The organism is Arthrobacter sp. R1-13 (genome assembly GCF_054161475.1).
Genome location: NZ_CP096420.1, coordinates 583,368 through 609,492 on the forward strand (window position 1 = coordinate 583,368; position 26,125 = coordinate 609,492).

The following is a 26,125-nucleotide window of genomic DNA, read 5'->3' on the forward strand; positions in this document are numbered from 1 at the left end:
TCCTCCTTAGCCTTGCCCGGCCAGGGCGTCTGCTCAGCCTAGTGATCCACATCACTGTGCAATATACTAGGACATCCAAGGGTTTGGAAGAGCGAAGAGGCCGGGGGACGGGTGCAGCCATCAGGACGTCATGAGGGGCCGGCCGCGGACCCGCCGGCAACAGCCGGGATCCCTGCCCCTCTGCCATTTGCGGACGCCGATCTGATGTACATCGCCGGACTCCTGCCCGCTGCCGAGCGTTCCCGGTATCTGGAAGTGAGGGAGTTTCTGCAGTCCCGGATCCGTGCTGCATCCATCGACTACTGGAACCGGGAGGAATTCCCTTTCACCCTGGTTGCGGAAATGGGGAAATATGGGTTGGGAGGCCTGCAAACGGACGGCAGCTCGCAACTGTTTAAGGGCCTGATGTACGTCGAGGTGGCGCGTGCTGACGTATCACTCTCGGCGCTGGTGGGGATCCACAACGAGCTCATCGTGGGGATGATCGATCAGCTCGGTTCCACCGAGCAAAAGAGGCAATGGCTACCGGGCCTCACTGCCTTCACACACCTGGGCGCCTTTGCCCTGACCGAACCCGATCATGGCTCGGACATCGCAGGCGGGCTGGAAACCACTGCACGGCTCGATGGCGAGGAGTGGGTGATCAACGGCGCCAAACGATGGATCGGCGCCGGCACTATCGCTGACTTCGCGCTGGTCTGGGCCCGGGACCTTGAAGACGGCCAGATCAAGGGCTTCATTGTCGAAACCGACCGCCCAGGCTACTCCGCCATGAAAATCAGCAACAAAATCGGCCTCCGGATCATGCAGAACGCGGACATCACGCTCTCGGAGGTTCGGATCCCCCAGGCCAACCTGCTCCCCGGTGCCACCGACTTTTCAAAAGCCAACAGCCTCCTGCGGGATTCGCGCGCCTGGGTGGGCTGGCAAGGTGCCGGAATCCAGTTGGCCGCCTTCGACGTCGGGCGTGCCTATTCATTGCAACGCAAGCAGTTCGGCAGGGAACTTGCGCGGTTCCAGCTCATTCAGCAGCAGCTGGCCGACATGCTGGGAAACGCCACTGCTTCCCTTGCCCTGATGGTCCAGCTCGCGCGGATTCAGGACGAGGGCAAATTGGAGATGGCCCAGGCGGCCATGGCCAAAGCCACCACCACTCGGCTGGCGCGCTCCACAGTAGCCATGGGGCGATCCATCCTGGGCGGCAACGGCATCAGCAGTGATTTTGAAATGGCCAAGTTGTTCGGGGACGCTGAGGTCCTCTACACCTATGAAGGCAGCTACGAAATCAACTCGCTCATTGTGGGGCGCGCCGTCACCGGGAAATCCGCCTTTACCTGATCCGGCCGGGCCTGAACTGGGCCACAGGCTGCTGCCCTGCGTGCCGCTACTCTTTGTCCCGGCGCGGGTAGGCTCAGCCTATGGACGTTGTGGAGTTCCTGCTCGAACGAATCAAGGAAGATGAGAAGGCCGCGCAAAAACTCCTCGGAGACCGTTCTGTCTCCCAATCCGGGCGATGGTACGAGCATCGGCTGCTGCGTGAATGCGAAGCAAAACGGCGTCTCATCGCGGTCATCGAATCGGCCCGGCAGGCCAGCCTGGCCCGGATTGTGGCCTCATCGCCGGGCGAGACCGTCGGTGTCACAGAAGCAATAGCGTGGACTGCCTTGGCCCTGCACGCCCTTGCCTTCCCTTATTCGGACCACCCTGATTTCCAGGAAGGCTGGCGGCTGACGGAATAGCTGTTGGGCTGCTCAGGTTGCTTCGGCTGGAAACAACCTGGCGGTGGTCGGAGGGCGCACGGTCCGGCTCAAGAGTTCGCAAACGGGCAGCGCAGCCGAAACCAGGGCCTGGCTGTGCTCGTGTTGTGGGCGCGTAAAGAACTCCCCGGTTTCGGCTACCTCCACAAGCCGGCCTTTGAACAGCACAGCCACCCTGTCACTCATATAGCGGATGACGTCCATGTCATGGCTGATCAGGACGAGGGACAGACCCTTGTCCCGATGCAAGCGCAGGAGCAGGTTCAGGACCAGCCGCTGAGTCAGGGCGTCCAGCGCCGACGTCGCCTCATCACAGATGAGGATTGAGGGCTCCAGGAGAAGCGCCCTGGCGATGGTGAGCCTTTGGAGCTGACCTCCCGAGCATTGGCCGGGGAGCCGATCCAGCAGTCCCGGGTCAAGCCCTACTTCCTCAATTGCCTGAAGAATGCGTGAGGAACGCTCGTCCTTCGTCAGGTCCTTGCGCCGGAGCAAGGGTGCTTCCAGGCTGGTCTGCAGCCGCATGCGTGGATCAAAAGAATCGTGTGGTTCCTGGAACACGAGCTGAACCCGGGAATGCTGAACGGCCCTCCCTGCATCCTGGAGACCAACATCCTGGGAGCCAGGATCTTGGCGACCGGCATCTCGGAGATTAAGGCTGATTCTTCCGCGGTCGATGTTTTCCAGGCCGATGATCGACCTGGCAAGGGTGCTCTTCCCCGAACCGGATTGCCCCAGAACTCCGAGAATCTCACCCTGTCCAAGGCCAAGGGAAATATCGGTTAAGGCCGGCCGGTTTCCGCGTTTGCTTGCCCGTTTCTTCGCCCTGAAGTCTTTGCTGACACGCTCCAGGGTCAGCACTTCGCGGAGCTCCTGGCCCTGGCGCTGCTGAATCCCCTGTTCCGCAACCTGGCCCTGCCGCGGGCCGCGGTTCCCTTCGGGGGCAAGGCTTGCAGCCTCCAGCAGACGCTTGGTGTACGGGGAACGAGGGTAGTTGAGGACCTCCTGGGCAGGGCCTGATTCAACAATCGTGCCGGCCTCCATCACCAGGACCTTGTCGGCAAACTGTGCCACGGTGCGGATGTTGTGGGTGATGTAGAGAATCCCAAGACCCCGTTCCCGGCGTTCCCGGTCAAGCAGCTGCAGGACCTGGACCTCAAGCATCTTGTCCAGTGAGGAGGTCGGTTCATCGGCCAGCAGGATGTCCGGTGCACCGGCCAAAGCAAGGGCAGTCATGGCCCGTTGGGCCATTCCACCGGAGAGCTGATGTGCTTTGGCCTGGGCTCCTAACTCGGGTTCGTCGAAGCCGACTTCAGCAAGCAGTTCCAGCACTTTAGCGTCGGCAGCTTTTCCTTGCAGCCCGCAATGGCGCTTGAGCGGCTCCTTCAGATGGCTGGCTATTGTCTTGCGGGGATTGAACATGCGCTTGGGCTGTTGATACAACATTCCGATGCCGCCACCGCGAACGCTGTTCAGTACGCCCTCAGCCGCCGTCGTCAGCTCCTGGGATCCGAGGCGGATGCTCCCCGATTGGAGGTGTACGTGGGGCGGAAGCAGCTGAAGGATGGACATCGCCGTCATCGTCTTCCCGCAACCGGACCCGCCAACCAGGGCCACGAATTCGCCCGGATTTACCGACAGGCTGACACCGGCCAGAATTGAACGCGCTCCACCTGTGCCGGTGTGCAGATCTTCTATAACGAGTCCCTCAGTCATCTTTCACCGCCCCGGTGGGAATAAGCAGTCGGCTCCCCGCCATGTGGGAGATACGTTGGCCGGTCAGCGTTACGCACAATGCCACGGTGAAGATTGCGAGCCCCGGGGCCAGGATTGCCAAGGGTGCCCGCTCGGAATATGGCTGTGCGGCAGCGAGCATGGAGCCCCAGTCCGATTGTGGCGGCTGGACACCGAGGCCCAGATAAGAAAGAGCGCCGACGCTGATCAACAGTTGACCGAACCGCAGCGTTGCCTGTCCCAGCAAAGGCCCCGCCAGATGCGGGAGAATGTGGCGGAAAATGATGAACGACGGCGGGCAGCCCACTACCTTGGCTGCCTCCACGAACCCCTCCGCTGACACGTCATAGGCAAGCGTCCTGGCAAGCCTCGCGAAGGGAGTCCAGCCAGTTATCGTCAAGGCAAGCAGAAGGGAAGGAAAACCCGTGCCCATAGCCGCGACGATAAACAGGGCAATCACCATCTCGGGAAGCGCCAGGAGGACGTCATTGGTACGGGTGAAGAACTCATCGAACCATCCCCGGCGTCGAGCGCTGATCACGCCTATTGCCGTTCCAAGGAGACCGGTCAGCAGGGTGGCCAACGCTGCTATCGACATAGAGAACCGCCCACCGTCCAGCAGGCGGCTGAGCGTATCCCGGCCCAGGTGGTCAGTCCCCAACCAGTGGTTGAGGCTTGGCGGGCTCAGGCGCAGCGCCAAATTCTGCTGTCCCGGGGGATGCGGCATGAGCCAGGGGGAGAAGGTCACGGCCAAGACAATAATGGCCAGGATCACGACGGCGGCCCAGCCGGCCGTTTGTTTCCTAACCAAGACGTCCACCGAGCCTCGGGTTCAGGAGTTGGTGTACAAAATCGGCGCCTGTTGTTACCACCACAGCCAAAGCGACAACCACAACAACGCCTCCTTGGGCAAGCGGAATGTCACTGTTGAGGACTGCGTCGTAAAGCAGCCTGCCCATTCCGGGAACGGCGAAGATCACTTCAACGATGACCGATCCGCCCAGCAACCCGGCAAACCACACAGCGAACAAGGTGGTCAGCGGCAGCAGGCCATTGGGGACTACGTGCCTGAGGACCGCCTGCGGATAGCTCAATCCGCGGCTTCGGGCGGCGTTGACGTGGTCGGCTGCCAAGGCGTCAATCATCCCTGAGCGTGCGGCAGAGGTGAAATAGCTGATCGGACGCAGGGCCAGCGTGGCAACGGGCAAGACCATGGAGGCCGGACCCGTCCATCCTGCCGAGGGCAGCACTGCCAGGCGGAGGGCGAACACCAGTACCAGCAGGGGAGCCAGCCAGTATTCGGGCATCGCAATGAAGGACTGAGTGATCGTAGTGATGATCTTGTCAGTCCGCCGGCCTTCCCGGAGGGCGGCCGTGATCCCCAACGGCAAGGAGATCAACGCTGCTGCGCCAAGGGCCAGGATCACCAGGCTTACCGTCACAGCGAGGGCAGGCAGCACCTGTTCCACCACAGGGGTCCGGCTGATGTGGGACAGCCCCATGTCGCCAGTGCAGAAGCGGGCCAGCCAACGAAAGTACTGCACGGGCAGTGGATCCTGCAGCCCGAGACTATCGCTCAAAGCCTGGACCGAGGAGGCGTCCACCACATCGCCTGCAACCCGTGACCTGATGATCTTGCGTACAGGATCGCCGGGGGTCACATACGGGACCATGAAGACCGCGATGGACGCCAGCAGGACGGCGACCACAAGGGTCGCCGTCCGCCTGGCGATAAAGGAGATCATGCGTTTCTGCTACGGCGTCAGGCTCCCTACGAGCCGGACCCCGACTTCGCTGTCTGGGCTGTGAGGACGTACCGGGACAGAGGGTCCTGAACGTACGACTGCACACTGGTGCGGACGGCATCGGTGGCTTGTTCGTTCACCAGCCAAGCGTTGACTGCCTGCGCGTCCAGGATCTTCCCGGCCTCGGCATAGAGCTTGTGACGCTCTTTAGTGTCGTTGGTCTGAGCTGCCTTGGCGATGGTTTTGTCGTACTCCGCATCGCAGAAATGGCTCAGGTTGTACGTGCCGGCGCACGTGTAGTCAGCAGTGAGGAAGCCGATCGGATCAGCGATGTCGATCAGGCGGTTGCGCTGGCTGAGTACCATGTCGTAGTTCCCTGCAAGCAGGTCCGGCTCCACCGACGCGTATTCTTTGGTCTGAATGCTGACCGGGATACCGATGTTCTTCAGGTTCTCCTGGATCACGGTTGCAACGTCCGCGAACTCCGCCCGCTCCACGATCGCAATGATTTCCAAGGGCCGTTCGGCTGTGTAACCGGCTGTTGCCAGCAGTGACTTGGCTTCGTCAAGATCCTGCTTGGGAGATTCGACACCAGCGGGTGCCCAGGGTTCGGTGGGAGCGAAGGGGCCGGTGGCCGGCAACGCTGCGCCTTCGTAGACGCTGGCCGCCAGCGAATCGAGATCCAAGGCGGTGCGGATCGCTTTCCGGAAGTTGAGGTTGTTGAATGGCGCACGGCCGTTGTTCATATAGAGGGTGGCAGTCCTGGGTGAGTCTGCCTTCAAAATGCCAACACCGGGGGCTTTCTCCAAGGCGGGCAGGCTGGAAACAGGAACCGAAAGGGACACATCGGCTTCCCCGGTCTGAACCTGGGCAGCGCGGGTGGCGCCATTGGTGATAAAGCGTATCTCGGCACCCGCCAGTTGGACCGGGCCTCCCCAGTAATCCTCGTTGCGGTCCAGCGTCAAGGACTGTTTGGTTTTTTCGGAGACGGGTTTGAAGGGACCCGTGCAGTGTCCAAAGGGATCGATGGTGTCCTTGGCATACGCGGCAGGGGCAAGGATGCCGGTGTTTACACTGGCCAACCGGTAGGGAACCAGAGGACTCTCAGTGGGGGTCGTGACGCGCACCGTGTGTGCATCCAGCACTTTGACTCCACTGACCATCTTGGGATTGAAGGCGCGCGCGGGCACTTTGGCGCCGAGCACGTGCTGGAGGGAAGCCGTTACGGCTTCCGGCGTGAGAGCCGTGCCGTCCTGGAATTTCACGTCATCCCGAAGTGTGAAATCCCACTCCAGCGGCGAGACTTGCTTCCACTCGGTGGCGAGGGAGGGGACAACTTTTCCCTGCGCTTGGTCGTACTTCGTCAGGGTCTCAAGGCACCCGGCCAGGGAAAGGATGTACGCAGAATCTGTCTCCAGCTCCCAGCCGGCCACCGGCGCGCGGAAGTTGTCCACCACAATGCGCTGGTTCGTGTCTACAGGCTGCGCTGAGGCGTTGTTCTCGGGGGTGAAACCACAAGCGGAAAGCGCGAGGACTGCTGCCGCGCCCGTTGCCACCATTGACGGGACAGGAAAACGCACAAAACCACCTTCATAGGATTCTCAAGACGCTTCTGGAACGAAGGCCGCCTACTGAGGGTAGCCTTACCTATCGTAGTTGTCGATTTGGCCTGGTAATAAAGGCGCCTTCACTCTTCCTCGAGGTGCGATTTTGGTCACTTTCGACGGTGGCTGACTGCTCGAAGCAGGCATATAGTAAGCATACTGACGAAATGGATTTGCTTTCGTCGTGACCTGTTCTAGTCGAAGGAGACGCTGTGAGCACGAAGGTTGAGAAGCGCATTCTGGTCAACGTTCCCGTAAGCACTGCCTATAACCAGTGGACCCAGTTTGAGGATTTCCCCCAGTTCATGGGAGGCGTTAAGAGCGTGACCCAGCTGAGCGACGACCGCCTCGAATGGGTGGCGGAAATCGCAGGTGTCCGGCGGCGCTGGGAAGCCAAAATCCTGGAGCAGGTACCGGACCGCAAAGTGGCCTGGGCCGCCACCGAAGGAGCAACCAATGCCGGCGCAGTCATGTTCGAAGATGTGGGCGGAGGACAGACGTCCATCCAGCTGACCCTGGAGTACGAGCCCGAGGGCCTCGTGGAAAAGGTCGGTGACAAGCTTAATGTGGTTGAAAACGAGGCTGAAGCCGATTTAAAGAGATTTAAGGAATTCATTGAGGCCGAAGGATATGCCAGCGGGGCATGGCGTGGCTCAGTTAATGAAGGTGCCTCAGCCGGGACGCCGGGCGTTGAAGATGCGGCCGGATCACATGGTGACTCTGGCAAGGCAGGAGTATCCGGAAAGGTTGCTGCCGGAGTCGGGGTAGCTGCAGCGGCTGCGGCGGGAGTTGCTGCTGCGACGCAAGGAAAAAACAAGGGAATGGAGGAGGACGTCACCCGGGTTGACACTTCGCGGACAGATGCGGCCCCGGCGCCCGGGGCATCCATGGCGGGTAGCTCCGGGATGAGCACAGGAACGGCAAGGGAAATGTCCGGTGCCTCTTCGGATCCATCTGCTGAACGGATTGCACGTCCATTCGACCAGACCAACGGCCTGGCGGACACGCTTGGCGAGTCGGACGAAATGGCCGGGAGCGAGGCGAAGAGTGCAGCCGACCGCGAGAACGAGGACGGCGACGACGGTACCGTTCCTCCGATCGTGCCGCCTGCCCCAACGCGCTACTGAGGGGCCGTCCGCTAGACGGTTTGATCAGCCGGTTCCGCCGCCACGACTATCGACCGCTGCGCCGTGCCGTTGGCCAGTACAAGGGCGGCTATGGCCCGGGCAATTTTCTGTCCTCCATGGGCTGAGGGCTCAATGGGATTGGCGTAGTCCTGATCCTCGTTGCAAATCAGCCGGAGGTCGATGACAGAGACGCCGCGGTCAAACGCAGCCCTTGTAATGGAGTCGTTGAAGAGCGCCAATGCAGTTCTGATGATCCTTTGCCCTGGGGCGGACGGGGGCGTGTCGTAGATAGTGCTCACGGCTGTGGGCAGTCCCTTCGCCACTGCGGCGTCGATCATCGCCGCATAGTCGGCGGCGAACCGGTCCTGTGCCTTGCCCAGGATGAGGAGGGCGTCGGTGACAGTTCCGGCGTCCTCCTCGAGCAAGGGAGCGAAACCGAGCGCGTCGTTCCCGCCCACGCTCACCACAAGGTGGGTGGTGTCCGGCGGCAGAAAGCGAAGCTGCCGGTCGACGTCGGAAATTCTGTCCCCGTCCACGGCGAGGAGCGTACAACTCCAGTCACCGGGCAGTTCCTGGCGAAGTTGCTGCACAACATCGGGGGCGCCGTCGACATACGCCTGATTATCGAAAATTGAATCTCCGAGCAGGACCACATGGCCGGTTGACGCTCCCGGTTGCCGTTCCATCATGGCTGCCTCCTTTCCGTGTTTTCTATTTTCTTCTTCGTAATGGCACCAAGGTCAATGACCGCAAAACTTGAATGGCCTTGGACGCCCTTGCCCCATCGGCGAAAATGGAAGGGGCGATTGACCAGCCGGGGCGGAGGCAGGCGATGAATGACAGGGCCACAGAGAATAACGAGCGGCGACTGGAGCGGGCAGCTGAACTTCGGGCCGCCCAAACCTCCAACCGGGCCCCCCACGAGGAGGCCGAACCCGGTGCTGCTGCTGCGGACGCCGACGCACGCCAGAAACGTCGAAAGATCAGTGATGCTCAACGGGCGGACTACCTGATCAGGGACGCCATGGCCAGGGGCGAGTTCGACAACCTCAAATATGCAGGAAAACCCATCCCTGGCCTGGGCGAGAACACCGATCCTGACTGGTGGATCAAGGGACTCATCAGCCGTGAGAACCTCACCGGGCTGGGACCACCTGCAATTCTGCTTCGCAAGGAGGATGCGGAACTGGACTCGTTGCTGGATGGCCGCTACTCCGAACAGCAGGTCCGCGAAACGGTCGAGAGCTTTAACAAGCGTGTCATTGAGGCCCGCCGGCAGCTTCAGGGAGGCCCTCCGGTCATTACCAAAACGAGGGACGTCGACCATGAGGTGGATCGCTGGCGCGAACGGCGGATCGCGGCCGCAGCTGCGCGCCCGCCTGAGCCTGAACCGGAAGTCCGCCGGGGATGGTGGAGGCGGCTTTGGTCAGTCCGCGGCCCCAATTGACCCAGGTCGGCTACACGGCTTCCAGCACACTGACGTAGTTGGCTATGCCCACCCCGCCCATGTTCTGCACGGCGGCGCGGCGCGGATTGGCCAGCTGCATGGCCCCGGCAGTGCCGGTGAGCTGCATGGCGGCGACGACGTGCTGCGAAACTCCGGTGGCACCAACCGGATGGCCCTTTGCTTTGAGTCCGCCGGAGATGTTGATGGGGAGTTTTCCGTCCTTGAACACCCAGCCTTCCTCCAGGGCACGGACGCCTTGGCCCGGCTCGGTGAGCCCCATGGCTTCGTACATGAGCAGTTCGGCAATGGTGAAGCAGTCATGCACCTCGGCGAAGTCAAGATCCTCCAGCCGGGCGCCGGCCATGGCCAGTGCCCGCTGCCAGGAGCCACGGGTCGCGGCGAACGCTGTCGGGTCCCGGCGTTCGGCAGGCATGAAGTCGTTCGCATGGCCGAAGCCCGCCAGGCGGACCGGCCCTGTTGCTGACCTCTGTGGCGCCGCGGCAGAGAGGACGACGGCGGCGGCGCCGTCAGAGACGGGGGAGCAGTCGGTGCGGCGCAGGGGGTCGGCCACCATCGGGTTCTTGTCCGAGACCGTTCGGCAGAATTCCTCGCCGAGGTCCTTGCGGAGCTGGGCGTAAGGATTGTCCACCCCGTTCCGGTGGTTCTTGGCTGCGATAGTGCCCAAGACGTCGCCAAGATTTCCGAAAGAGCCGCCGTAGCCACGTTCCCCGAAGCGCTTTTCATAGTGTTTTGCCACCTCGGCGAAGAGCCCGGTGAAGCCAGTGGTGGAGGCTTTGCCTGCCATGTCGTAATCCGCTCCCAGCAAGGCGGAGCCGACGATGTCCGCGCCGGCGTGGGTCATCTTTTCCGCGCCGATCACCAGGACGGTTTTAGCAGTTCCGGCCAGCAGTGCTTTTGCCCCTTGTTGAAAGGCGGCCGAACCTGAGGCACAGGCGTTCTCCACCCGGGTGGCAGGAACGTACGCGAGTTCCTCCGAAACCTGTAGGGCGAGGGAGGATGGAAACGCCAAGGGCACCATTCCGGAGTTGAACTGTCCCAGGTAGATTTCGTCGATCTGGCCGGGTTCGATACCGGCATTCTCAATCGCTTCGGTGGAAACCTGGACGATGAGTGACTCCAGGGTGTCATCGCTCAGTTTCCCGAAGCGGCTGTGGCCCCATCCCGTCAGCAGGATGTCCTTGCCGAACTGTTCTTTCAGGCTCATGCGGCTGCTCCTTCAGTTTCGAGGGCAACCGTGAATTCGGCCGCGGTCTTTTCGCGGATCTCCTGCTCGGTCACGCCGGGGGCGAGGCGGGTTAGCGTGAGTTGCCGCCCGCCGTCGTTCTTGATGAGGTCAAATACTGCGATGTCGCTGATGATCCGGTCCACAACGCCCAGTCCTGTCAGCGGCAGGCTGCATTCGGAAACGATCTTTGGTGTGCCGTCCTTGGCAACATGCTCGGTGAGGACCACCACGCGCGGCGTGCCGGCCACGAGGTCCATTGCACCGCCCATGCCCTTGACCATCTTTCCGGGGATGGTCCAGTTGGCGAGGTCGCCGCTGCCGGAGACCTGCATGGCGCCGAGGATTGCGACCTTGACGTGCCCGCCGCGGATCATGCCGAAGGACGTCGCTGAGTCAAAGATGCTTCCGCCCGGGAGGACCGTCACCGTTTGCTTGCCTGCATTGATGAGGTCTGCATCCTCCTCACCCTCGTAAGGGAAGGGGCCCATGCCGAGCAGCCCGTTCTCACTCTGCAGGACCACCCGGACACCGTCGGGCAGGTTGTTGGCCACAAGGGTGGGGATCCCGATGCCGAGATTCACGTAGTCGCCGTCGTTCAGTTCTTCGGCTGCTATCGCAGCCATTTCATCCCTGGTCCAGGCCACGGTTTTCTCCTTTGTAGTCATGGAAGCAGATCAGGCGGGAACGAATCCGGTATGCTGCCGGACCGTCCGTTGTTCGATGTCCTTGATCCTGCCGCTGGCCTGGACCAGATGCTGGACGTAAACACCGGGAGTGACGATGTGATTGGGATCAAGTACCCCGGGTTCAACGATCACCTCTGCTTCAGCGACGGTCGTTGTGCCGGCGGTTGCCACCACCGGGTTGAAGTTCCGGGCGGTGAAGCGGTAGATGAGGTTCCCGTCGGTGTCTGCGGTGTGTGCATGGACGAGTGCGACGTCGGCCCTGATGGCGCGCTCCTGAACATACGTTTCGCCGTCGAACTCTGCCAGCGGTTTGCCTTCGGCAACCAGGGTTCCGACGCCCGTTTTGGTGTAGAAGGCGGGGATTCCGGCGCCGCCTGCCCGGAGCCGCTCGGCCAGGGTGCCTTGGGGTGTGAATTCCACTTCAAGGAGGCCGGCCAGGTATTGCTCCGCGAACAGCTTGTTTTCACCAACGTAGGAGGCGATGACTTTGCGGACCTGTCCGGCCTCGATGAGGATGCCGAGTCCCTTGCCGTCAACGCCCATGTTGTTGGACACCACGGTCAGGTCCCGGACACGTGAATCCCGCACAGCTTCGATGAGGTCTGCGGGGATGCCGCTCAGGCCGAAGCCGCCCACAGCCAGGGTCATGCCGTCTCGCAGCACGTCCTGTAGCGCAGCCGCCGGATTGGATCGAACCTTTGACATCGCATCTCCTCATTGAGTGGTTTATCCTCTCCACTTTGTGGACGGAGAGTCCTGACTCAGGAGCCTAGGGTTGCTCGGAGGCTTCTGTCAAGGAACGGAATAGGGCCAGAACTCGCGTGATTACACTGTGGACGATATGCTTGGGGCTATCCATAATATGGACGGATTGGATGGAAAGTGGGAAAGCAGTGACGTCGGTACCAGTTCAAGGGGCGCAGGTAGTGAGCAGGGTGGCAGCCCTGCTTCGCATCGTCGCGAGGAAACCCGAAGGGGTTCCGCTCGTCGGGGTAGTACGGGAATCAGGGCTGACCAGGCCAACAGTTCACCGGCTGCTGACGTCGCTTGCTTCCGAGGGGCTGTTGGATCAGGATGCCCGGACGGGCAACTGGGTGCTGGGGCCGGAGATCCTGCTGATGTCCTCCGTCGCCACCGCCCGGTTCCCTTTGGAGGAAGTGGCCCGGCCCAGCCTGCGGCGGCTGGCCGAGGAAACCGGGGAGAGCGCGTTTTTCTCAATCCGCCGCGGGTTGGAAACGGTGTGCGTGCTCAGGGAAGAGGGCAGCTTCCCGATCCGCTCTTTCGTGCTGCATGAAGGCGTCCGCTTCCCCCTTGGCGTTGCCTCAGCCGGCACGGCGATCATGGCCTTCCTGCCCGAAGCGGAACAGGAGGAGCTGTTGGGCCGATGGAATAGCCACGCTGGAACATTTGCCGAGGGGCATCCGGCCTCTGTGGTCAGGGAGAACCTTAAGCGGACGCGCCATGTTGGCTACTCTGTGAACCCGGGGCTTGTGCTGGAGGGAAGCTGGGGGATGGGGGCGGCAGTGTTCGACGCCAAGGGCCGTCCGGCTTGTGCCTTATCGCTGACGGGTATCGAGCCGCGGTTCCGCGAGGACAGGCAGGAATTCCTGGGCCGGCTGCTCATGGAGGAAGCGCACCGGATCACAACCGCACTGCGCACAGCTGAAAGGTAGGCGGCGGAACCGCTATTTCCACCAGGAATCGAAAATGGTGACGGGGACAGTGCGCTTGTGCCTGGTCCGCAAGTACTTCTCCTCGATCAGCATGGCTACGCCTTCAGGCACCTCACGCCCCTCAAGGTAGTCGTCAATCTGGTCATAGGTGACGCCGAGTTCATCCTCGTCAGTGCGGCCGGGCCTGCCGTCAAGAAGATCAGCTGTGGGGACCTTCTCCCAGACCCGGGCGGGGGCGCCAAGCTCGCCGAGCAGGGCCCGGTTCTGACGCTTGTTCAGGCCGAACAGCGGCAGGATATCGGCGCCGCCGTCGCCGTACTTGGTGAAGAACCCGGTGACTGATTCCGCACCGTGGTCCGTGCCGACCACGAGGTAGTTGAATTCACCGGCCAAGGCGTACTGCGCGGTCATGCGGGCACGGGCTTTGGTGTTGCCCTTGTGGAAGTCAGAGATGGGGGAGCCGGTGCTTTTTTCGAACTCGTCCTCAATGCCGTTGACGGCGGCCGAAACGTTGAAGGTTCGTTCAGTCTTGGCCTGGATAAATTCCAGGGCAGCCTGGGCGTCGTCTTCGTCATGCTGGACACCGTAAGGCAGGCGGACGGCAATGAAGTCGGCGTCCACTCCCTCTGCGTTCAGTTCCTCCACGGCAAGCTGGGTGAGCCGGCCGGCGAGGGAGGAATCGATGCCTCCGGAGATCCCCAGGACGAAGCCCTTGGTGCGGGTGGCCTTCAAGTACTCCTTGAGGAAAGTGACGCGTTTGCGCACCTCCCCCGCGGGATCGATCTGGGGCTGCACGCCCATTTCTTCAATGATCTTGGCCTGGAGTTCGCGCATGTGTCCCAGCCTAGTCAGGAGTGTCAACTGCCCTCAACTGCGACGTCCGTTTTCCCCCTCGCCTGGTTCTCAATTGGGGTTGCCGCTACGCCTGAGCCGGTTGCCGCTACGCCTGAGCCGGGGCAGGGCCTGTGGAAGCGCGGATGGTGAGGTGCGTCGGCATGACGGCAAGCTGGCGGCTGGACCGGCCCGGGGTGGGATTGAGCTGGGACAGAAGCATCGAGACCGCCACCCGGCCCGCCTGTTCAATGGGGCTCGCGATGGTGGTGAGCGGGGGATTGCAAAAGTCAGCACCGAAGATGTCGTCTGATCCAACGATGCTGATGTCCTCCGGTACACGGATCCCTCGTTCCCGCAGCCGCTGGAGCATGCCGATAGCGAGAAGGTCGTTGAACACAATGCATGCCGTTGCACCTGTCCGGACAGCGGCGTCGGCGGCGGCAGCCCCCGAAGTGGTTTTGGGGATAAAAGGCCCGATGCGGTGGGTCTCCATGCTCCGGTGGGCCGACTCCTCTTCAAACACCTTCCAGCGCATGTGGTTAGACCAGGAGGTTGGAGGCCCGCTGACGTAGCAGACGCGTTGGTGGCCCAGGGACGCCAGGTGCTCCAGTGCCTGGATGATGGCGGACGGCGTGTCGATCACCACCGACGGCGCGATGGCTGAGGCCCGGTTGATGGTCACCAGTGGCTGGGTCCCGGAGACCTCGGCCAGTTCCGCATCCGTCAGGCGGGAAGCGGCAAGGATAAAGCCGTCGGCGGATCGTCGCATCTTGTGCAGTGCATCAAGTTCCATCTCGCTGGACTCCTCGGTGTCCACCAGGAGTTGGGTGAAGCCGGCTGCCTTGAGCTGATGCTGGGTGCCGCGAATGATGTCGAAGTAGAAGGGATTCGTGATGTCCGGAACCAGGACGGCGACGGCGTTGGTGCGGCCGGAACTAAGGCCGCGGGCCTGGGAGCTGGGTACGTAGTTAAGCCGGGCAGCAACCTCTTCGATGCGTTCCCTGGTGCGTCGGTTCACGCGGTCCGGATTGGACAAGGCCCGCGAGACAGTGGAAGTGGCCACTCCGGCAAGCTCGGCAACGTCTTTGATGGTGGGCAGGCGGGTAGGCTCGCCCTGTTCTTGCTTTGGTGCCTCCATGATGGCCATCCCCTCCGAGTACCAATCCCCGTTTAGCGTCCCGGGGAGGCAGGTTCCACGGGAACCCGCTCTTCTGATTTCAACACTTTTGGCAACTTTTGGCAAACGCTTGCCGCCGTTGTTGCCACTTCCTAAACTAGAACCCGGTCGCCTGCAGTGACGTGTGCCACATGAAGCTGTGGCCTTGTAGGTGCTCAGAGGAGGAAACAATGAAGTTTGCATCGTCGAAAGGCCTGTCCGCCGTCGTTGCGGTCGCAGCCTTGGCACTCACAGCCTGCAGTTCCGGATCAGGAGGCTCCGGAAGCCCCGGGGGAGCTGTTGACGGAGCCGGTAAGACCCTCAATGTCCTGGTCGCCAGCAACGCAGCCTACCCGGAGCAGCAAAAGACCTGGATGACTGACATCGCAGGGAAGTTCAAGGAACAGACCGGCGCGGAGGTCAAGTTCGAGACGTTTGCGAATGCGAACGAAGAGCTGACCCGCATCCAGACCTCTGTCGTTTCCGGAGAGGGCCCCGACGTCTATGGCCTCGGCACCACTTTCACCCCCACTGCCTACTCCACCAAGGCCTTTGTGACCCTCGGCGATGCGGAGTGGGAGAAGGTGGGCGGCAAGGACCGCTTCAACCCGGCCGCCCTGGGAATCTCCGGGCCTGATGAGGACCACCAGGTGGGCATCCCCTTCGTCAGCCGCCCGTTTGTCATGGCGTACAACAAGGAACTGCTCGCAGCGGCGGGCATCGACAAGCCCGCCACCACCTGGGATGGCCTGGTGGAGCAGGCAAAGAAGACCACCAACGCATCCGCCGGAACCTATGGAATGGCCGTGGCCTACAAGGACAACTTCGACCCCTGGAAATTCATCTGGGCGATGTCAGTTCAAGCCGGTAACCCCCTTGTTGACGGCGACACCGCGAAACTCGACGACCCCGCCACCAAAAAAGCCTACGAAACGTACTTCGGCTGGCTCACCAAGGAAAAGGTGGTCTCTCCTGATTCAGTCGGTTGGACCAACTCCCAGGCCTTGGCGGAATTCGCTGCCGGCAAGGCCGCATTTTTCCCAATGACCAGTTCCGGGTCCGTCCCCACGTTGAACAAGTCCGCCGTCGCCGACAAGTACGACTATGCCCTCATGCCTGTGGCCGCTCCGGGTGAAACCAAGCCCCAGGACGGCAAGGAAGTAGCGAGCATCCTCTCGGGCGACAACCTCGTTGTGGCTGACTACTCGGAGAACAAGGACCTTGCCTACGAATACATCAAGCTCATCACCTCCAAGGAAGAGCAGCTGAACTACCAGAAGATCTTCGGCGACCTGCCCGCCAATGCCGAGGCTCTGAAGGAACTCAGCACGGATCCGAAACTCGACGCCATCACCGTAGCCGCCGAGAAATCGCAGGCCACGCCGTTCACCGGCGCCTGGGGAGACTTCCAGCTGGGCCTGATGAATGTTGTGGTCCAGTCAGTCCCGGAACTCGCCGGTGGCTCTGTTCCGGATTCGGCCCTTGCTCAGCGGCTCAAAGAGGGCCAGGGCAAGGTCCAGTCCTCCCTTGACCGGGCAGCCAAAGGCTAGGACGCCATGCCCATCAATTCACGAGAAGAGTCGTTGCTCGAGGGGGGCTCAGTAACAGTCACCCCGCCACGTCCTGTGGAATCAGTGACTCCGGTGGCGGAAAACCTTGAACCCGGTGGCAGGAAGGGCGGGCAACGGCGTCGACGGATGTCCAGTGAAAAGAACCGCCCACTGTGGATGCTGATCCCGGGCGGTGCCCTGATGGTCGTCATCGTGGTCCTGCCGATGCTCCTGGGCATCTACATGGCCACCCTGAACCTGGACCAGTACTCCCTGCGCCGTTGGGTCAGCGCTCCCTTCATCGGTGCCGAGAACTTTGTTGAAGCGTTGACGGGAACACCGTTGATCCGGGCGATCTGGCTCAGTGTGAGCTACTCACTCGTGGCCATGATCATCACCCTCCCGCTCGGAATCGCCGCAGCGGTGGCAACCCAGAACTCCTTCAAGGGGCGGGGGATTGTCCGTTCCGTCTTCCTCATTCCGTACGTGCTGCCGGCGTTTGTGGTGGCTACCGTCTGGCGGACCATGTTCCAGCCTGGCGGCATCATTGACAACGCACTTCAGGGCATCGGCATCGAGTCAGGACTCTGGCTCAACGGACCGAACAGCTACTGGACCCTGATCATCGTGCAGGTCTGGGCATCATGGCCCTTCATCTACCTGCTGGCATTGTCCGGGCTCCAGGCAGTTGACCATGAAGTCCACGAGGCTTCGGCAATTGACGGGGCGCTCTGGTGGAACAAGCTAAGATACGTCGTTTTCCCGTACCTGAAGGGTCCGTTGTCGCTGGCCTTCCTGATCGGCATGCTGCACCACATCAACAACTTCACGCTGCCGTTCGTCCTCTTCGGACTGCCAGCCCCCAGCGACGTTGAAGTCCTCCCGCTGCTGACATATGTAACGAGCTTCCAGAGCTTCCGTTTCGGCCTCAGCGCCGCCATGGCGTTCGTGTCGCTGGTGCTCGTCGCGATCCCGCTGTTCGTCTACCTCCGCGCCGTCAAGCTCGATGATGCGGAAACTCCAGGAGTCCGCAAATGAGCACCTCGACTGCCACCCGCCGGGATACAGCAACGTTCCGCCCCGGCTCCCGTCGCCAGCATGAGGTGACGCGACTGCTCCCCACCCCGCTGCTGGTGATCGTCATCGCTGTCCTGGCGGCCATCGTGCTGGTGCCCATGCTGTACATCTTTTTGGCCTCCATCAACACGGACATCAGCGTCGCCCGGGGCGACTTCTGGCCTGCCGAAGTCACGTTCGAGAACTACTCCAAGATCTGGACCAGCGTCGGCCTGGCTAACGGGCTGATGAACAGTGTGCTGGTGGCGGGTTCGACGGCGGTCGTTTCGGCGGCTGTCTCCGTCTCCACCGCCTACGTGCTGGTCCGTTACCAGTTCCGCGGGAGGCTCACCATCCTTCGTGGGCTGCTGGCACTGCAGTCCATTCCCGGCACCCTGATGCTGCTCCCCGTCTTCGTTCTCTTCTCCTCCGCGGCCACCTACCTCGGCGTCCGGGTGATCGGCACCCAGTGGGGATTGTTCCTGACCTACCTCACCTTCGCCCTGCCCTTCTCCACGTGGGTCATGGTGACCTACCTGCGCGGTCTGCCACGGGAACTCGAAGAGGCGGCAAGGATCGACGGCGCCAGCAACCTGGGCGTCCTGTTCCGGATCATCCTCCCGCTGAGCTGGCCCGGAATCGTCGTGTCCGGCATCTTCGCCTTCCTACTCGGGTGGAACGACGTCCTGTTCGCCTCTGTCATGACCCGGCCGGAAAGCCAGACGGCCGCCGTCGCGCTTCAGGTCTTTGGGTCCTCGGCAGAGGGCGGCGCCATCCCCTTCTACGGCCAGATGATGGCCTCCGCCCTGGTGTGTGCCGCGCCAGTGGTGATCCTGTACCTCATTTTCCAGCGTTACCTAGTTGGCGGACTGACCGCCGGAGGAGTCAAGTAAAACTTATGAGTGAGAACACTTCACCCACCTGGTTGCTATCCGGTTTCGGAGACGAGATCGACGACGACCCCGCCATTCAGATCGCGGTGCTGCAGGCCCTCGGTGCCAGCCACATCGAAGTCCGCAGCGCCTGGGGCACCAACATTGTGGATCTCTCTGAGGAACAGCTAAACAGGCTGAACGAGCTCCTGGCCGAGAAGGACATGAAGGTCTCCGCCATCGCCTCCCCGATCGGGAAGGTCGATGTCAGCTTGCCCGCTGAGCACGAGGTGGAGCGGCTGCACCGGGCCGTGAATGCCGCCAAGGTGCTCGAAGCCCAGTACATCCGGATCTTCTCCTTCTACTACGGCGAGGGTGTCGCAGTGGAGAGCATCCGCGATGCGGTCATGGAGCGGATGACTGCCCTCGCCCGTGTGGCAGAAGAAGCCGGCGTTGTGCTGCTGCACGAGAACGAAAAGGACATCTACGGCGATACACCTGACCGCGTGCTGGACATCATCGAGACCGTGAACTCGCCTGCCTTAAAGGTGGCCTGGGACGCGGCGAACTTCGTCCAGGTGGGGGTCAAACCCTTCGACGAAGGCTACGGGAAGCTCCGCCCCCATCTTGTGTATCTGCAGGTGAAGGACGCCCTGTTCTCCAACGGCCACGTCATGCCTGCAGGCGAGGGCGACGGGGACCTGCTGCGGACGGTCGAAGCACTGAAGGCCGACGGCTACACCGGATTCGCATCCCTGGAACCCCATTTGGCCGGGGCTCACGGCCTGGGCGGTTTCTCAGGGCCTACGGCGTTTGGAATTGCAGCCAGGGCGTTTGCCAAAGTCACCTCAGAGGCAGGAGTCCAGACAGCATGAAAGACACCCTGAACGTTGCCATCACCGGTTGCGGGATCATCGGCCGCACCCACGCCGCTGCGCTGCAGGAGTTTCCGCAGGCCAGAATCGTGGCGCTCGTGGACGCGATCCCGGCCGCCGCCGAATCCCTGGCGGACTACATCGAACACAGCGGACAGCCGCGTCCCGGCGTCTACGCCACCCAGGCCGAGGCGTTCGCTGCCCGGGACGTCGACCTCGTTGCGCTCGCAACCCCGAGCGGCCTTCATATCCAGCAGGCCCTCGAGGTGCTCGCCGCCCGCAAGCACGTTGTGATCGAAAAACCGCTCGACGTCGACCTGAGCCGAGCACAGGAGATTGAGTCCGCCGTCGAGGCAGCAACCCCAGACGGCGTTGTTGCTTCAGTCATTAGCCAGCACCGTTTCGATCAGGCAAGCATTGCTGTTTCAGACGCCGTCGCCAAGGGCCGCTTCGGCCGGTTGACCTCGGCCATCGCCTCCGTGGCCTGGTGGCGGAGCCAGGGGTACTACGATTCCGGCGACTGGCGCGGCACCTGGGCGATGGACGGCGGCGGAGCCCTGATGAACCAAGGCGTGCATACCGTGGACCTGCTGCTGTGGTTCATGGGCCGTCCCGTGGAGATCAATGCCCGGACAGCACGCCTGGCCCATGACCGGATCGAGGTCGAGGACACCGCGGTGGCCACCATCACGTTCGAAAACGGGGGACTCGCCGTGCTCCACGCCACCACCGCGGCGTATCCGGGACTGACGGTCCGCGTGCAGTTGATGGGTTCTGAGGGTTCCGCCGTCGTGGACAATGACCTCCTTGCCTACTTCCACGCTGCCGATGCGAGTGATGAAGCCTCCAGCATGGGACTGGCAGGCGGAGGTAACCAGGCGGCACAGGAACTGGCCAACTACCCGGCTGAGGACTATGAGGCGAAGGATCCCACTGTGAACCCGGCAGGGCACGTCCGCCAGTACCGGGACATTCTCGGTGCCATCGAGGAAGGACGTGCGCCCGGGGTAACCGTTACAGATGCTGTCAACGCGCTGGCGGCAGTCCGGGCCGTCTATGTGTCGGCCACCCTGAACCAGCCCGTGCTCTTCGAGGACGTTCTGGCCGGAAAGTACAACGATCTCGTGGCCCAGACCGGCACGGCGTCATCGGAAAGGGTCTGAAGCCATGAAATTCTCAGTATTCACCGCCTCCACCCCGGACTGGACCCCGGCCGAGGCAGCCACAGAACTCTCGGCGCAAGGCTGGGACGGCGTCGAATGGCGGATCACGGACCAGGCGGAGGCTCCGGAGCCTGGCTTCTGGGCAGGAAACCGCTGTACCTGGCCGCTGACAGGGCTGGAGGACAACCTCGGCGAGATTGCCCGCGTGACCTCCGACGCCGGACTGGAGTACTCGGGCCTCGGCGGCTATGCGCGGTGCGACAACCATGACGACGTCGAACGCATGTTGTCGGCGACGGCCGCCCTGGGTGCCCGGCAGGTCCGCGTCAACGTCCTTCCGCTCGGAACCGCCGGACATGCGGCACAGCCACCCACCGGCATCCCGTACCCGGAGCTGTTTGCGGAGACCCGAGAGCATTACGAGTGGGTCGCGGAAAGGGCCGCGCATCACGGCGTCAAGGCCCTGGTGGAGCTCCACCATGGCACTGTGACCTCTTCCGCGTCGGCCGCCCGGCGCCTGCTCGAAGGCCTGGACCCCCGGCATGTAGGCGTCATCCACGACCTCGGAAATCTGCTGATCGAGGGGTACGAAGTCCCGCTGCCAGGCTTCCAGTTGCTGGGGGAGTACCTGGCCCACATCCACGTCAAGAACACCCGCTGGGCCCGCCGGGAGGCCACCGATGAATCCGGTGCTGCGGTTTGGGAGAGCGAGTGGGCTCCGCTGCAGTCCGGGCAGGGGAGCGTGCTCCGGTATTTCCGCGCGCTCGCCGAATTTGGCTATGACGGCTGGGTCACGGTGGAGGACTTCTCCACCGATCTGCCGCTCAAGGAACGTACAGCCGGAAACCTCGATTACCTGCGCCGCACGGCAGCCCTGGCCGGGCTCACCGTCGGTGCCGGAGTCCGCTGAACCAGACCAGAACGGCCGCCGGACAGCTGCCGCTCCTGACCACCCGAAAGATTTGAACCATGCCACAGCCGATAGCAGCCCACCCGGACCGACTTCTCCCCGCAGACCCAGGAGTGCGGCAGATAGCCCGCTCGCTGCTTTCCCGAGTGGAGAATTTGCCCATCATTTCCCCGCACGGGCACGTGGACGCCGCCGTCATCGAACAGAACCTGGCGTTTCCGGATCCCGCAGCACTCCTGGTGACGCCGGACCATTACGTGACGCGCCTGATCCATACGTCCGGAGTCCCGCTTGATCAGCTCGGGCTGGGGTCTTCAGCAGCCGGCTCTCGGCGAATCTGGCATGAGTTTTGCAAGGCATGGCCGCTCTTCGAAGGGACGGCCTCGGGATACTGGATCCGCCAGGAGTTCGAGCACGTGTTCGGCATCAGGGAGGAGCCCGCCGTGGAGACGGCGGACCAGACCTACGATGCCATCTCCGCCAAGCTTGCTGAACCGGGGTTCCGTCCAAGGGAGCTTTTCAAGGAATTCAACATAGAGGTCCTCGCCACCACGGACGATCCCCTGGACAGCCTGGACAGCCACGCTGCCCTGGCGGCAGACGGCGCTTTTGCCGGCCGCGTGCTGCCCACGTTCCGCCCGGATGCCTACCTGAACATCGCGCACCCCCAGTGGCAGACGAACGTCGAAAGGCTGTTGGGGGCGGTGCCGGGGTCATCCGGCTATGCCGGTTACCTTGCGGCCCTGGCGGAACGACGGCGCTACTTCGTTGAGCGGGGCGCCGTCTCCGCCGATCACGGTGTGCATACACCGGCCACGCTCAAGCTGGACGACGCCGAGGCCGGCCGGATTTTCGAGCGGGCCCGCGCGGGAAAGGCCAGCGCTGAGGACCGCGAGGTGTTTGAAGCCCACATGCTGTACCAGATGGCCAGGATGTCTGTGGAGGACGGGCTGGTCATGACTATCCACCCCGGCTCGTACCGGAACCACCATGAACCCACTTTCAAGGCCTTTGGCGCTGACACCGGGCACGACATCCCCTTCGCCGTAAACTACACGGAGGCCATCCGCCCCCTGCTGCAGGACTTCGGTACCGCCAAGGACTTCCATCTGGTGCTGTTCACCCTGGATGAGACTGTGTTCTCACGGGAGCTGGCGCCGCTGGCCGGCTTCTACCCCTCGGTCTACGTCGGCGCCCCCTGGTGGTTCCTTGACGCACCTGACGCCATGCTGCGTTTCCGCTCCGCGGTCACGGAAACGGCTGGCTTTTCCAGGTCCTCCGGCTTCATCGACGACACCCGGGCGTTCTGCTCCATCCCCGCCCGCCACGATACGTCCCGGCGGATCGAGTCCGCGTTCCTGGCCCGGCTTGTGGCTGAGCACCGGATTACCGAGGAGCGTGCCCACGAACTCATCCTGGACATAGTGGATTCCTCCCCGCGAAGGGTCTTCAAACTATGAGCGGGAACCCGCCTGTGCTGGACCGGACGCTCCTATCCTTCCCCAAAGCTCCGGTCCGGATAGTGCACCTCGGGCTCGGTGCCTTCCACCGCTCCCATCAGGCCTGGTACACGCAGCATTCCCGGGACAGTGCTGAGTGGGGGATTGCCGCCTTCACCGGCAGGCGCCCGGATGCGGCGGACGCGCTCGCGGAGCAGGATGGCCTGTTCACGCTGATTGAACGCTCCGGCCGGGAGGACAGCTTTGAAGTGATCGGCAGCATCGTCGAGGCAGTGGACGGGGCCGACGTCGGACGCCTCTGTGAGCTGGTCTCTGCAAAGGAGACGTCCGTGGTCACCCTGACCATCACTGAGGCCGCCTACGGCCTGGCCTCCGACGGCAGTTTCGACGCCCGATCGCCCGCTGTGGCGGGGGATCTGGCCCGGCTTAGGGGTGGCGCCCGTGGCGCCGCCCGCGCTGCCGGCAGCGAAAATCCGACGACGCCGCTGGGCCGCCTGGTCCTGGCCCTGGCCGCCCGCAGGGACGCCGGAGCGGGACCTCTCGCCGTCGTGAGTTGCGACAACCTTTCCGGCAATGGTGACGTGGCGCGTCGTGCTGTTCTTGGCATGGCGGAAGCCTGGGACTCGTCGGTCGCGGGCTGGATCGATGAGAACGTCAGTTTTGTCAGTACCTCTGTGGACCGGATCACGCCGCGGACCACGGCGGCTGACGTCGCCGAAGTTGAGGAGAGCTGCGGCTACCGCGACAACTCGCCGGTGGTGGCCGAGCCGTTCTCCAACTGGGTGCTCAGCGGCGATTTCCCGGCGGGCCGCCCTCGGTGGGAGGACACCGGTGCCGTTGTTGTGGATGACATCGAGCCGTACGAGAACCGGAAATTGTGGCTCCTGAACGGCGCACATTCGCTTTTAGCCTATGCCGGGCGGTTGCGTGGCCACACCACAGTGTCGGAAGCACTCAACGACAGGTTGTGCAGGCAGGCCATGGAGCTTTTTTGGGATGAGGCGGCCGCGCACCTGGACGGTGCAGACCTCCACATCCCCGAATACCGCCAGGCGCTGCGGGAAAGGTTCGGCAACGGCCGCATCGCCCACCACCTTTCCCAGATCGCGGCGGACGGCACCACCAAGCTCAGGATGAGGGCTCTTCCGGTCCTGGCCGCCGAAAGAGCCCAGGGCCGCTCCGGTGCCGGCAGCGCCTTGATGCTCGCGGCCTGGATTGACTACCTCGCCCAAGAACACGAGCCGCAGGACCCGCAAGCCGGGGCTCTCCGCGCAGCCAACAGGTTAGTAGGACAGAGCCGGGTGGCAGCCCTCCTCAGCCTCGTCAGCCCGCAACTCTCCGCTGACCCGCAGATCGTCTCGCTCGTGGCTGGCCTTCTTGGGGCCTTCGCCCCTGGCGCAACGCGCACCATGAGTCCCACCCCGCAAAAGATTTCCGGAAGGAACAGCTGAAATTATGAAGATCGTCGCAGCCGAAGTTTTTGTCACCAGCCCGTCCCGTAATTTCGTGACGCTCAGGATCACCACTGAGGACGGCGTCACGGGCATCGGTGACGCCACGCTCAACGGGCGGGAACTCGCCGTCGCCGCGTACCTGAAGGAGCATGTTGCGCAGTTGCTGGTCGGCAAGGACCCCCAACGGATCGAGGATACCTGGCAGTTCCTTTACCGCTCTGCGTACTGGCGCCGTGGGCCGGTAACGATGGCGGCGATCGCCGCCGTGGACATGGCGCTGTGGGACATCAAGGGCAAGATGGCCGGCATGCCGGTGTACCAGCTGCTGGGTGGTGCGTCTCGGAACGGGTTGCGCGCCTATGGGCATGCCTCGGGCATGGATCTTCCCTCGCTCTTCGACTCTGTCCGCGAGCACCTGGAACTGGGCTACAAATCTGTCCGGATCCAGACCGCGGTGCCCTCGCTGAAGTCCATCTATGGCGTTGCCTCCCAGGTGCAGGCCACGGGCGAACGCTACGACTACGAGCCGGCCGGCCGCGGAGCCTTCCCGTTGGAGGAGGACTGGGACACCCGCGCCTACCTGCGCCACCTTCCGAGTGTGTTCGAGGCTGTCCGGAACGAGTTCGGCCCGGAGCTGCCGCTGCTGCATGACGGCCACCACCGGATGACCCCCATCCAGGCGGCGAAGCTCGGCAAGGCCCTGGAGCCGTATGACCTGTTCTGGCTGGAGGACTGCACGCCGGCCGAGAACCAGGAGGCGCTGCGCCTGGTCCGCCAGCACACCACCACGCCTTTGGCTATCGGGGAAATCTTCAACACCGTATGGGACTTCCAGACCATCATCAAGGAACAGCTGATCGACTACGTCCGGGCAGCCTCCACGCACTTCGGCGGGATCTCGCCGCTAAAGAAAGTCATGGACTTCGCCGCGCAGTATCAGATCAAGTCAGGCTTCCACGGCCCCACCGATATCTCCCCGGTCGGTTTCGCCGCCCAACTCCACGTGGGCCTGGCCATCCACAACTACGGCATCCAGGAATACATGCAGCACTCGCCGCAAACGAACAGCGTCTTCGAGCAGTCCATGACGTTCGTGGACGGCTACCTGCACCCGGGCGATAAGCCGGGCATCGGCGTCGAGTTTAACGAGGAAGCAGCTGCTGCTTTCCCCTACCAGCAGGCGTACCTGCCCTACAACCGCCTCGTCGACGGAACCGTCCATGACTGGTGAGGAGGGGCTGCCGGTGCCTGGCAGCTCCGGCATTGTGGTGATGGGGGTGTGCGGTTGCGGGAAGACCACTATCGGTAGTCTGGTGGCACGGCAACTCGGCATCCCCTTCCTCGATGGCGATTCGCTCCACCCCGTGGAGAATGTCGTCAAAATGGCCAGCGGGACGCCCTTGACGGATGAAGACCGCTGGCCGTGGCTCGCCGTCATAGGGAGTGAGCTGGCCGGCGCCGGAGCGCGGGGCGTGGTGCTTGCCTGCTCCGCACTGAAACGCAGCTACCGTGACGCCATCCGCGCCTACGCCCCGCAGACCGTCTTCCTGCACCTGGACGGAGCGAGGGAGGTCCTTGCCTCACGCCTGCAAGACCGCAGCGGCCACTTCATGCCCGCAACGCTGCTCGAGTCCCAACTGGCAGCGCTCGAGCCACTTGAGCCGGACGAACCCGGCGTGGTGGTGGATATCGCAGGTTCGGTTGACGGCGTGGTGACAGAGGCGCTGGCCGGTCTGTCCAAGGCGGGGGCACTTACGCGCAGCCACTAAACTGGAACCC

At 62.9% G+C, this 26,125-nt stretch carries 25 protein-coding genes; 15 read left to right on the forward strand and 10 right to left on the reverse strand.

Annotated features, from left to right (window positions below; all coding sequences use genetic code 11):
• Window positions 1–204: 204 nt before the first annotated feature.
• Both M1D88_RS02890 and M1D88_RS02895 read left to right on the forward strand, forming a co-directional pair.
• A complete protein-coding gene (locus tag M1D88_RS02890) occupies window positions 205–1,338 on the forward strand; it encodes an acyl-CoA dehydrogenase family protein (protein WP_458114617.1) in 1,134 nt (377 codons plus the stop codon).
• 80 nt (window positions 1,339–1,418) lie between these two features.
• Complete coding sequence (locus tag M1D88_RS02895) at window positions 1,419–1,739, forward strand: DUF6221 family protein (RefSeq protein WP_458113111.1); 321 nt, start codon at window positions 1,419–1,421, stop codon at window positions 1,737–1,739.
• A gap of 12 nt (window positions 1,740–1,751) precedes the next feature.
• Here the strand turns inward: M1D88_RS02895 and M1D88_RS02900 are convergent, their stop codons facing one another.
• The 4 genes from M1D88_RS02900 to M1D88_RS02915 are packed head-to-tail and all read right to left on the reverse strand — an operon-like array spanning window position 1,752 to window position 6,792.
• Complete coding sequence (locus M1D88_RS02900; RefSeq protein ID WP_458113112.1) at window positions 1,752–3,470, reverse strand: ATP-binding cassette domain-containing protein; 1,719 nt, start codon at window positions 3,468–3,470, stop codon at window positions 1,752–1,754.
• Window positions 3,463–4,299: an ABC transporter permease gene (locus M1D88_RS02905; RefSeq protein ID WP_458113113.1), complete on the reverse strand. Its 837-nt coding sequence runs from the start codon at window positions 4,297–4,299 to the stop codon at window positions 3,463–3,465. The genes M1D88_RS02900 and M1D88_RS02905 overlap by 8 nt, the downstream gene beginning before the upstream one ends.
• Window positions 4,292–5,233: an ABC transporter permease gene (locus tag M1D88_RS02910; RefSeq protein WP_458113114.1), complete on the reverse strand. Its 942-nt coding sequence runs from the start codon at window positions 5,231–5,233 to the stop codon at window positions 4,292–4,294. The genes M1D88_RS02905 and M1D88_RS02910 overlap by 8 nt, the downstream gene beginning before the upstream one ends.
• 26 nt (window positions 5,234–5,259) lie before the next feature.
• On the reverse strand, window positions 5,260–6,792 hold the full coding sequence (locus M1D88_RS02915) for an ABC transporter substrate-binding protein (RefSeq protein WP_458114618.1): 1,533 nt from the start codon (window positions 6,790–6,792) through the stop codon (window positions 5,260–5,262).
• A gap of 257 nt (window positions 6,793–7,049) precedes the next feature.
• Here M1D88_RS02915 and M1D88_RS02920 point away from each other — a divergent pair, with 257 nt between their 5' ends.
• Complete coding sequence (locus M1D88_RS02920) at window positions 7,050–7,964, forward strand: SRPBCC family protein (protein ID WP_458113115.1); 915 nt, start codon at window positions 7,050–7,052, stop codon at window positions 7,962–7,964.
• 11 nt (window positions 7,965–7,975) lie between these two features.
• Here M1D88_RS02920 and M1D88_RS02925 read toward each other — a convergent pair whose 3' ends face one another.
• On the reverse strand, window positions 7,976–8,653 hold the full coding sequence (locus M1D88_RS02925; RefSeq protein ID WP_458113116.1) for an SGNH/GDSL hydrolase family protein: 678 nt from the start codon (window positions 8,651–8,653) through the stop codon (window positions 7,976–7,978).
• Between the two features lie 143 nt (window positions 8,654–8,796).
• Here M1D88_RS02925 and M1D88_RS02930 point away from each other — a divergent pair, with 143 nt between their 5' ends.
• Window positions 8,797–9,411, forward strand: coding sequence for a DnaJ family domain-containing protein (locus M1D88_RS02930; RefSeq protein WP_458113117.1), 615 nt, complete (start codon window positions 8,797–8,799; stop codon window positions 9,409–9,411).
• A gap of 10 nt (window positions 9,412–9,421) precedes the next feature.
• Here the strand turns inward: M1D88_RS02930 and M1D88_RS02935 are convergent, their stop codons facing one another.
• Genes M1D88_RS02935 through M1D88_RS02945 form a run of 3 tightly spaced genes read right to left on the reverse strand, consistent with a single transcriptional unit; the run spans window position 9,422 to window position 12,048 of the window.
• Window positions 9,422–10,636 carry an acetyl-CoA acetyltransferase gene (locus M1D88_RS02935; protein ID WP_458113118.1) on the reverse strand — a complete coding sequence of 405 codons (1,215 nt, stop codon included), beginning with the start codon at window positions 10,634–10,636 and terminating at the stop codon, window positions 9,422–9,424.
• On the reverse strand, window positions 10,633–11,301 hold the full coding sequence (locus tag M1D88_RS02940) for a 3-oxoacid CoA-transferase subunit B (RefSeq protein ID WP_458114619.1): 669 nt from the start codon (window positions 11,299–11,301) through the stop codon (window positions 10,633–10,635). The genes M1D88_RS02935 and M1D88_RS02940 overlap by 4 nt, the downstream gene beginning before the upstream one ends.
• Before the next feature lie 30 nt (window positions 11,302–11,331).
• The gene (locus M1D88_RS02945) at window positions 11,332–12,048 is read right to left on the reverse strand and encodes a CoA transferase subunit A (protein ID WP_458113119.1); all 717 of its coding nucleotides are present in this window, start codon (window positions 12,046–12,048) and stop codon (window positions 11,332–11,334) included.
• Between the two features lie 188 nt (window positions 12,049–12,236).
• On the opposite strand from M1D88_RS02945, the gene M1D88_RS02950 reads away from it, so the two are divergent.
• Window positions 12,237–13,016, forward strand: a complete 780-nt coding sequence (locus tag M1D88_RS02950; protein WP_458113120.1) for an IclR family transcriptional regulator — start codon at window positions 12,237–12,239, stop codon at window positions 13,014–13,016.
• Window positions 13,017–13,028: 12 nt separating this feature from the next.
• Here the strand turns inward: M1D88_RS02950 and nadE are convergent, their stop codons facing one another.
• Both nadE and M1D88_RS02960 read right to left on the reverse strand, forming a co-directional pair.
• A complete protein-coding gene (gene nadE, locus M1D88_RS02955) occupies window positions 13,029–13,850 on the reverse strand; it encodes an ammonia-dependent NAD(+) synthetase (RefSeq protein ID WP_458113121.1) in 822 nt (273 codons plus the stop codon).
• A 106-nt stretch (window positions 13,851–13,956) separates the two neighbouring features.
• Window positions 13,957–14,988: a LacI family DNA-binding transcriptional regulator gene (locus M1D88_RS02960; protein WP_458113122.1), complete on the reverse strand. Its 1,032-nt coding sequence runs from the start codon at window positions 14,986–14,988 to the stop codon at window positions 13,957–13,959.
• Between the two features lie 209 nt (window positions 14,989–15,197).
• On the opposite strand from M1D88_RS02960, the gene M1D88_RS02965 reads away from it, so the two are divergent.
• From M1D88_RS02965 to M1D88_RS03010, 10 genes are read left to right on the forward strand one after another with little or no spacing between them, the layout of a single operon-like run.
• On the forward strand, window positions 15,198–16,556 hold the full coding sequence (locus tag M1D88_RS02965; RefSeq protein WP_458113123.1) for an ABC transporter substrate-binding protein: 1,359 nt from the start codon (window positions 15,198–15,200) through the stop codon (window positions 16,554–16,556).
• A 6-nt stretch (window positions 16,557–16,562) separates the two neighbouring features.
• Window positions 16,563–17,594, forward strand: a complete 1,032-nt coding sequence (locus tag M1D88_RS02970; protein ID WP_458113124.1) for a carbohydrate ABC transporter permease — start codon at window positions 16,563–16,565, stop codon at window positions 17,592–17,594.
• Entirely contained in the window at window positions 17,591–18,505 is a 915-nt protein-coding gene (locus M1D88_RS02975; RefSeq protein WP_458113125.1) for a carbohydrate ABC transporter permease, read from the forward strand. Before M1D88_RS02970 ends, M1D88_RS02975 begins: the two co-directional genes overlap by 4 nt.
• A 5-nt stretch (window positions 18,506–18,510) precedes the next feature.
• Window positions 18,511–19,359, forward strand: coding sequence for a sugar phosphate isomerase/epimerase family protein (locus M1D88_RS02980; protein WP_458113126.1), 849 nt, complete (start codon window positions 18,511–18,513; stop codon window positions 19,357–19,359).
• Complete coding sequence (locus tag M1D88_RS02985) at window positions 19,356–20,522, forward strand: Gfo/Idh/MocA family protein (protein ID WP_458113127.1); 1,167 nt, start codon at window positions 19,356–19,358, stop codon at window positions 20,520–20,522. The genes M1D88_RS02980 and M1D88_RS02985 overlap by 4 nt, the downstream gene beginning before the upstream one ends.
• A 4-nt stretch (window positions 20,523–20,526) precedes the next feature.
• Window positions 20,527–21,432, forward strand: coding sequence for a sugar phosphate isomerase/epimerase family protein (locus M1D88_RS02990; protein ID WP_458113128.1), 906 nt, complete (start codon window positions 20,527–20,529; stop codon window positions 21,430–21,432).
• A 59-nt stretch (window positions 21,433–21,491) separates the two neighbouring features.
• Window positions 21,492–22,892: a glucuronate isomerase gene (gene uxaC, locus M1D88_RS02995; RefSeq protein WP_458113129.1), complete on the forward strand. Its 1,401-nt coding sequence runs from the start codon at window positions 21,492–21,494 to the stop codon at window positions 22,890–22,892.
• Window positions 22,889–24,343: a mannitol dehydrogenase family protein gene (locus M1D88_RS03000; RefSeq protein WP_458113130.1), complete on the forward strand. Its 1,455-nt coding sequence runs from the start codon at window positions 22,889–22,891 to the stop codon at window positions 24,341–24,343. Before uxaC ends, M1D88_RS03000 begins: the two co-directional genes overlap by 4 nt.
• Window positions 24,344–24,347: 4 nt before the next feature.
• Window positions 24,348–25,577 carry a D-mannonate dehydratase ManD gene (gene manD, locus M1D88_RS03005; RefSeq protein ID WP_458113131.1) on the forward strand — a complete coding sequence of 410 codons (1,230 nt, stop codon included), beginning with the start codon at window positions 24,348–24,350 and terminating at the stop codon, window positions 25,575–25,577.
• Window positions 25,567–26,115 carry a gluconokinase gene (locus M1D88_RS03010; protein WP_458113132.1) on the forward strand — a complete coding sequence of 183 codons (549 nt, stop codon included), beginning with the start codon at window positions 25,567–25,569 and terminating at the stop codon, window positions 26,113–26,115. Before manD ends, M1D88_RS03010 begins: the two co-directional genes overlap by 11 nt.
• The last annotated feature ends 10 nt before the right edge of the window (window positions 26,116–26,125 follow it).

What these genes read in the sequence shown, in the direction of transcription:
- M1D88_RS02890 (WP_458114617.1), top strand. Translation starts at nt 205, where the DNA reads ATGTACATCGCCGGACTCCTGCCCGCTGCCGAGCGTTCCCGGTATCTG.
- M1D88_RS02895 (WP_458113111.1), top strand. Translation starts at nt 1,419, where the DNA reads ATGGACGTTGTGGAGTTCCTGCTCGAACGAATCAAGGAAGATGAGAAG.
- M1D88_RS02900 (WP_458113112.1), bottom strand. Translation starts at nt 3,470, where the DNA reads ATGACTGAGGGACTCGTTATAGAAGATCTGCACACCGGCACAGGTGGA.
- M1D88_RS02910 (WP_458113114.1), bottom strand. Translation starts at nt 5,233, where the DNA reads ATGATCTCCTTTATCGCCAGGCGGACGGCGACCCTTGTGGTCGCCGTC.
- M1D88_RS02915 (WP_458114618.1), bottom strand. Translation starts at nt 6,792, where the DNA reads ATGGTGGCAACGGGCGCGGCAGCAGTCCTCGCGCTTTCCGCTTGTGGT.
- M1D88_RS02925 (WP_458113116.1), bottom strand. Translation starts at nt 8,653, where the DNA reads ATGATGGAACGGCAACCGGGAGCGTCAACCGGCCATGTGGTCCTGCTC.
- M1D88_RS02930 (WP_458113117.1), top strand. Translation starts at nt 8,797, where the DNA reads ATGAATGACAGGGCCACAGAGAATAACGAGCGGCGACTGGAGCGGGCA.
- M1D88_RS02935 (WP_458113118.1), bottom strand. Translation starts at nt 10,636, where the DNA reads ATGAGCCTGAAAGAACAGTTCGGCAAGGACATCCTGCTGACGGGATGG.
- M1D88_RS02945 (WP_458113119.1), bottom strand. Translation starts at nt 12,048, where the DNA reads ATGTCAAAGGTTCGATCCAATCCGGCGGCTGCGCTACAGGACGTGCTG.
- nadE (WP_458113121.1), bottom strand. Translation starts at nt 13,850, where the DNA reads ATGCGCGAACTCCAGGCCAAGATCATTGAAGAAATGGGCGTGCAGCCC.
- M1D88_RS02960 (WP_458113122.1), bottom strand. Translation starts at nt 14,988, where the DNA reads ATGGAGGCACCAAAGCAAGAACAGGGCGAGCCTACCCGCCTGCCCACC.
- M1D88_RS02965 (WP_458113123.1), top strand. Translation starts at nt 15,198, where the DNA reads ATGAAGTTTGCATCGTCGAAAGGCCTGTCCGCCGTCGTTGCGGTCGCA.
- M1D88_RS02970 (WP_458113124.1), top strand. Translation starts at nt 16,563, where the DNA reads ATGCCCATCAATTCACGAGAAGAGTCGTTGCTCGAGGGGGGCTCAGTA.
- M1D88_RS02975 (WP_458113125.1), top strand. Translation starts at nt 17,591, where the DNA reads ATGAGCACCTCGACTGCCACCCGCCGGGATACAGCAACGTTCCGCCCC.
- M1D88_RS02980 (WP_458113126.1), top strand. Translation starts at nt 18,511, where the DNA reads ATGAGTGAGAACACTTCACCCACCTGGTTGCTATCCGGTTTCGGAGAC.
- M1D88_RS02985 (WP_458113127.1), top strand. Translation starts at nt 19,356, where the DNA reads ATGAAAGACACCCTGAACGTTGCCATCACCGGTTGCGGGATCATCGGC.
- M1D88_RS02990 (WP_458113128.1), top strand. Translation starts at nt 20,527, where the DNA reads ATGAAATTCTCAGTATTCACCGCCTCCACCCCGGACTGGACCCCGGCC.
- uxaC (WP_458113129.1), top strand. Translation starts at nt 21,492, where the DNA reads ATGCCACAGCCGATAGCAGCCCACCCGGACCGACTTCTCCCCGCAGAC.
- M1D88_RS03000 (WP_458113130.1), top strand. Translation starts at nt 22,889, where the DNA reads ATGAGCGGGAACCCGCCTGTGCTGGACCGGACGCTCCTATCCTTCCCC.
- manD (WP_458113131.1), top strand. Translation starts at nt 24,348, where the DNA reads ATGAAGATCGTCGCAGCCGAAGTTTTTGTCACCAGCCCGTCCCGTAAT.
- M1D88_RS03010 (WP_458113132.1), top strand. Translation starts at nt 25,567, where the DNA reads ATGACTGGTGAGGAGGGGCTGCCGGTGCCTGGCAGCTCCGGCATTGTG.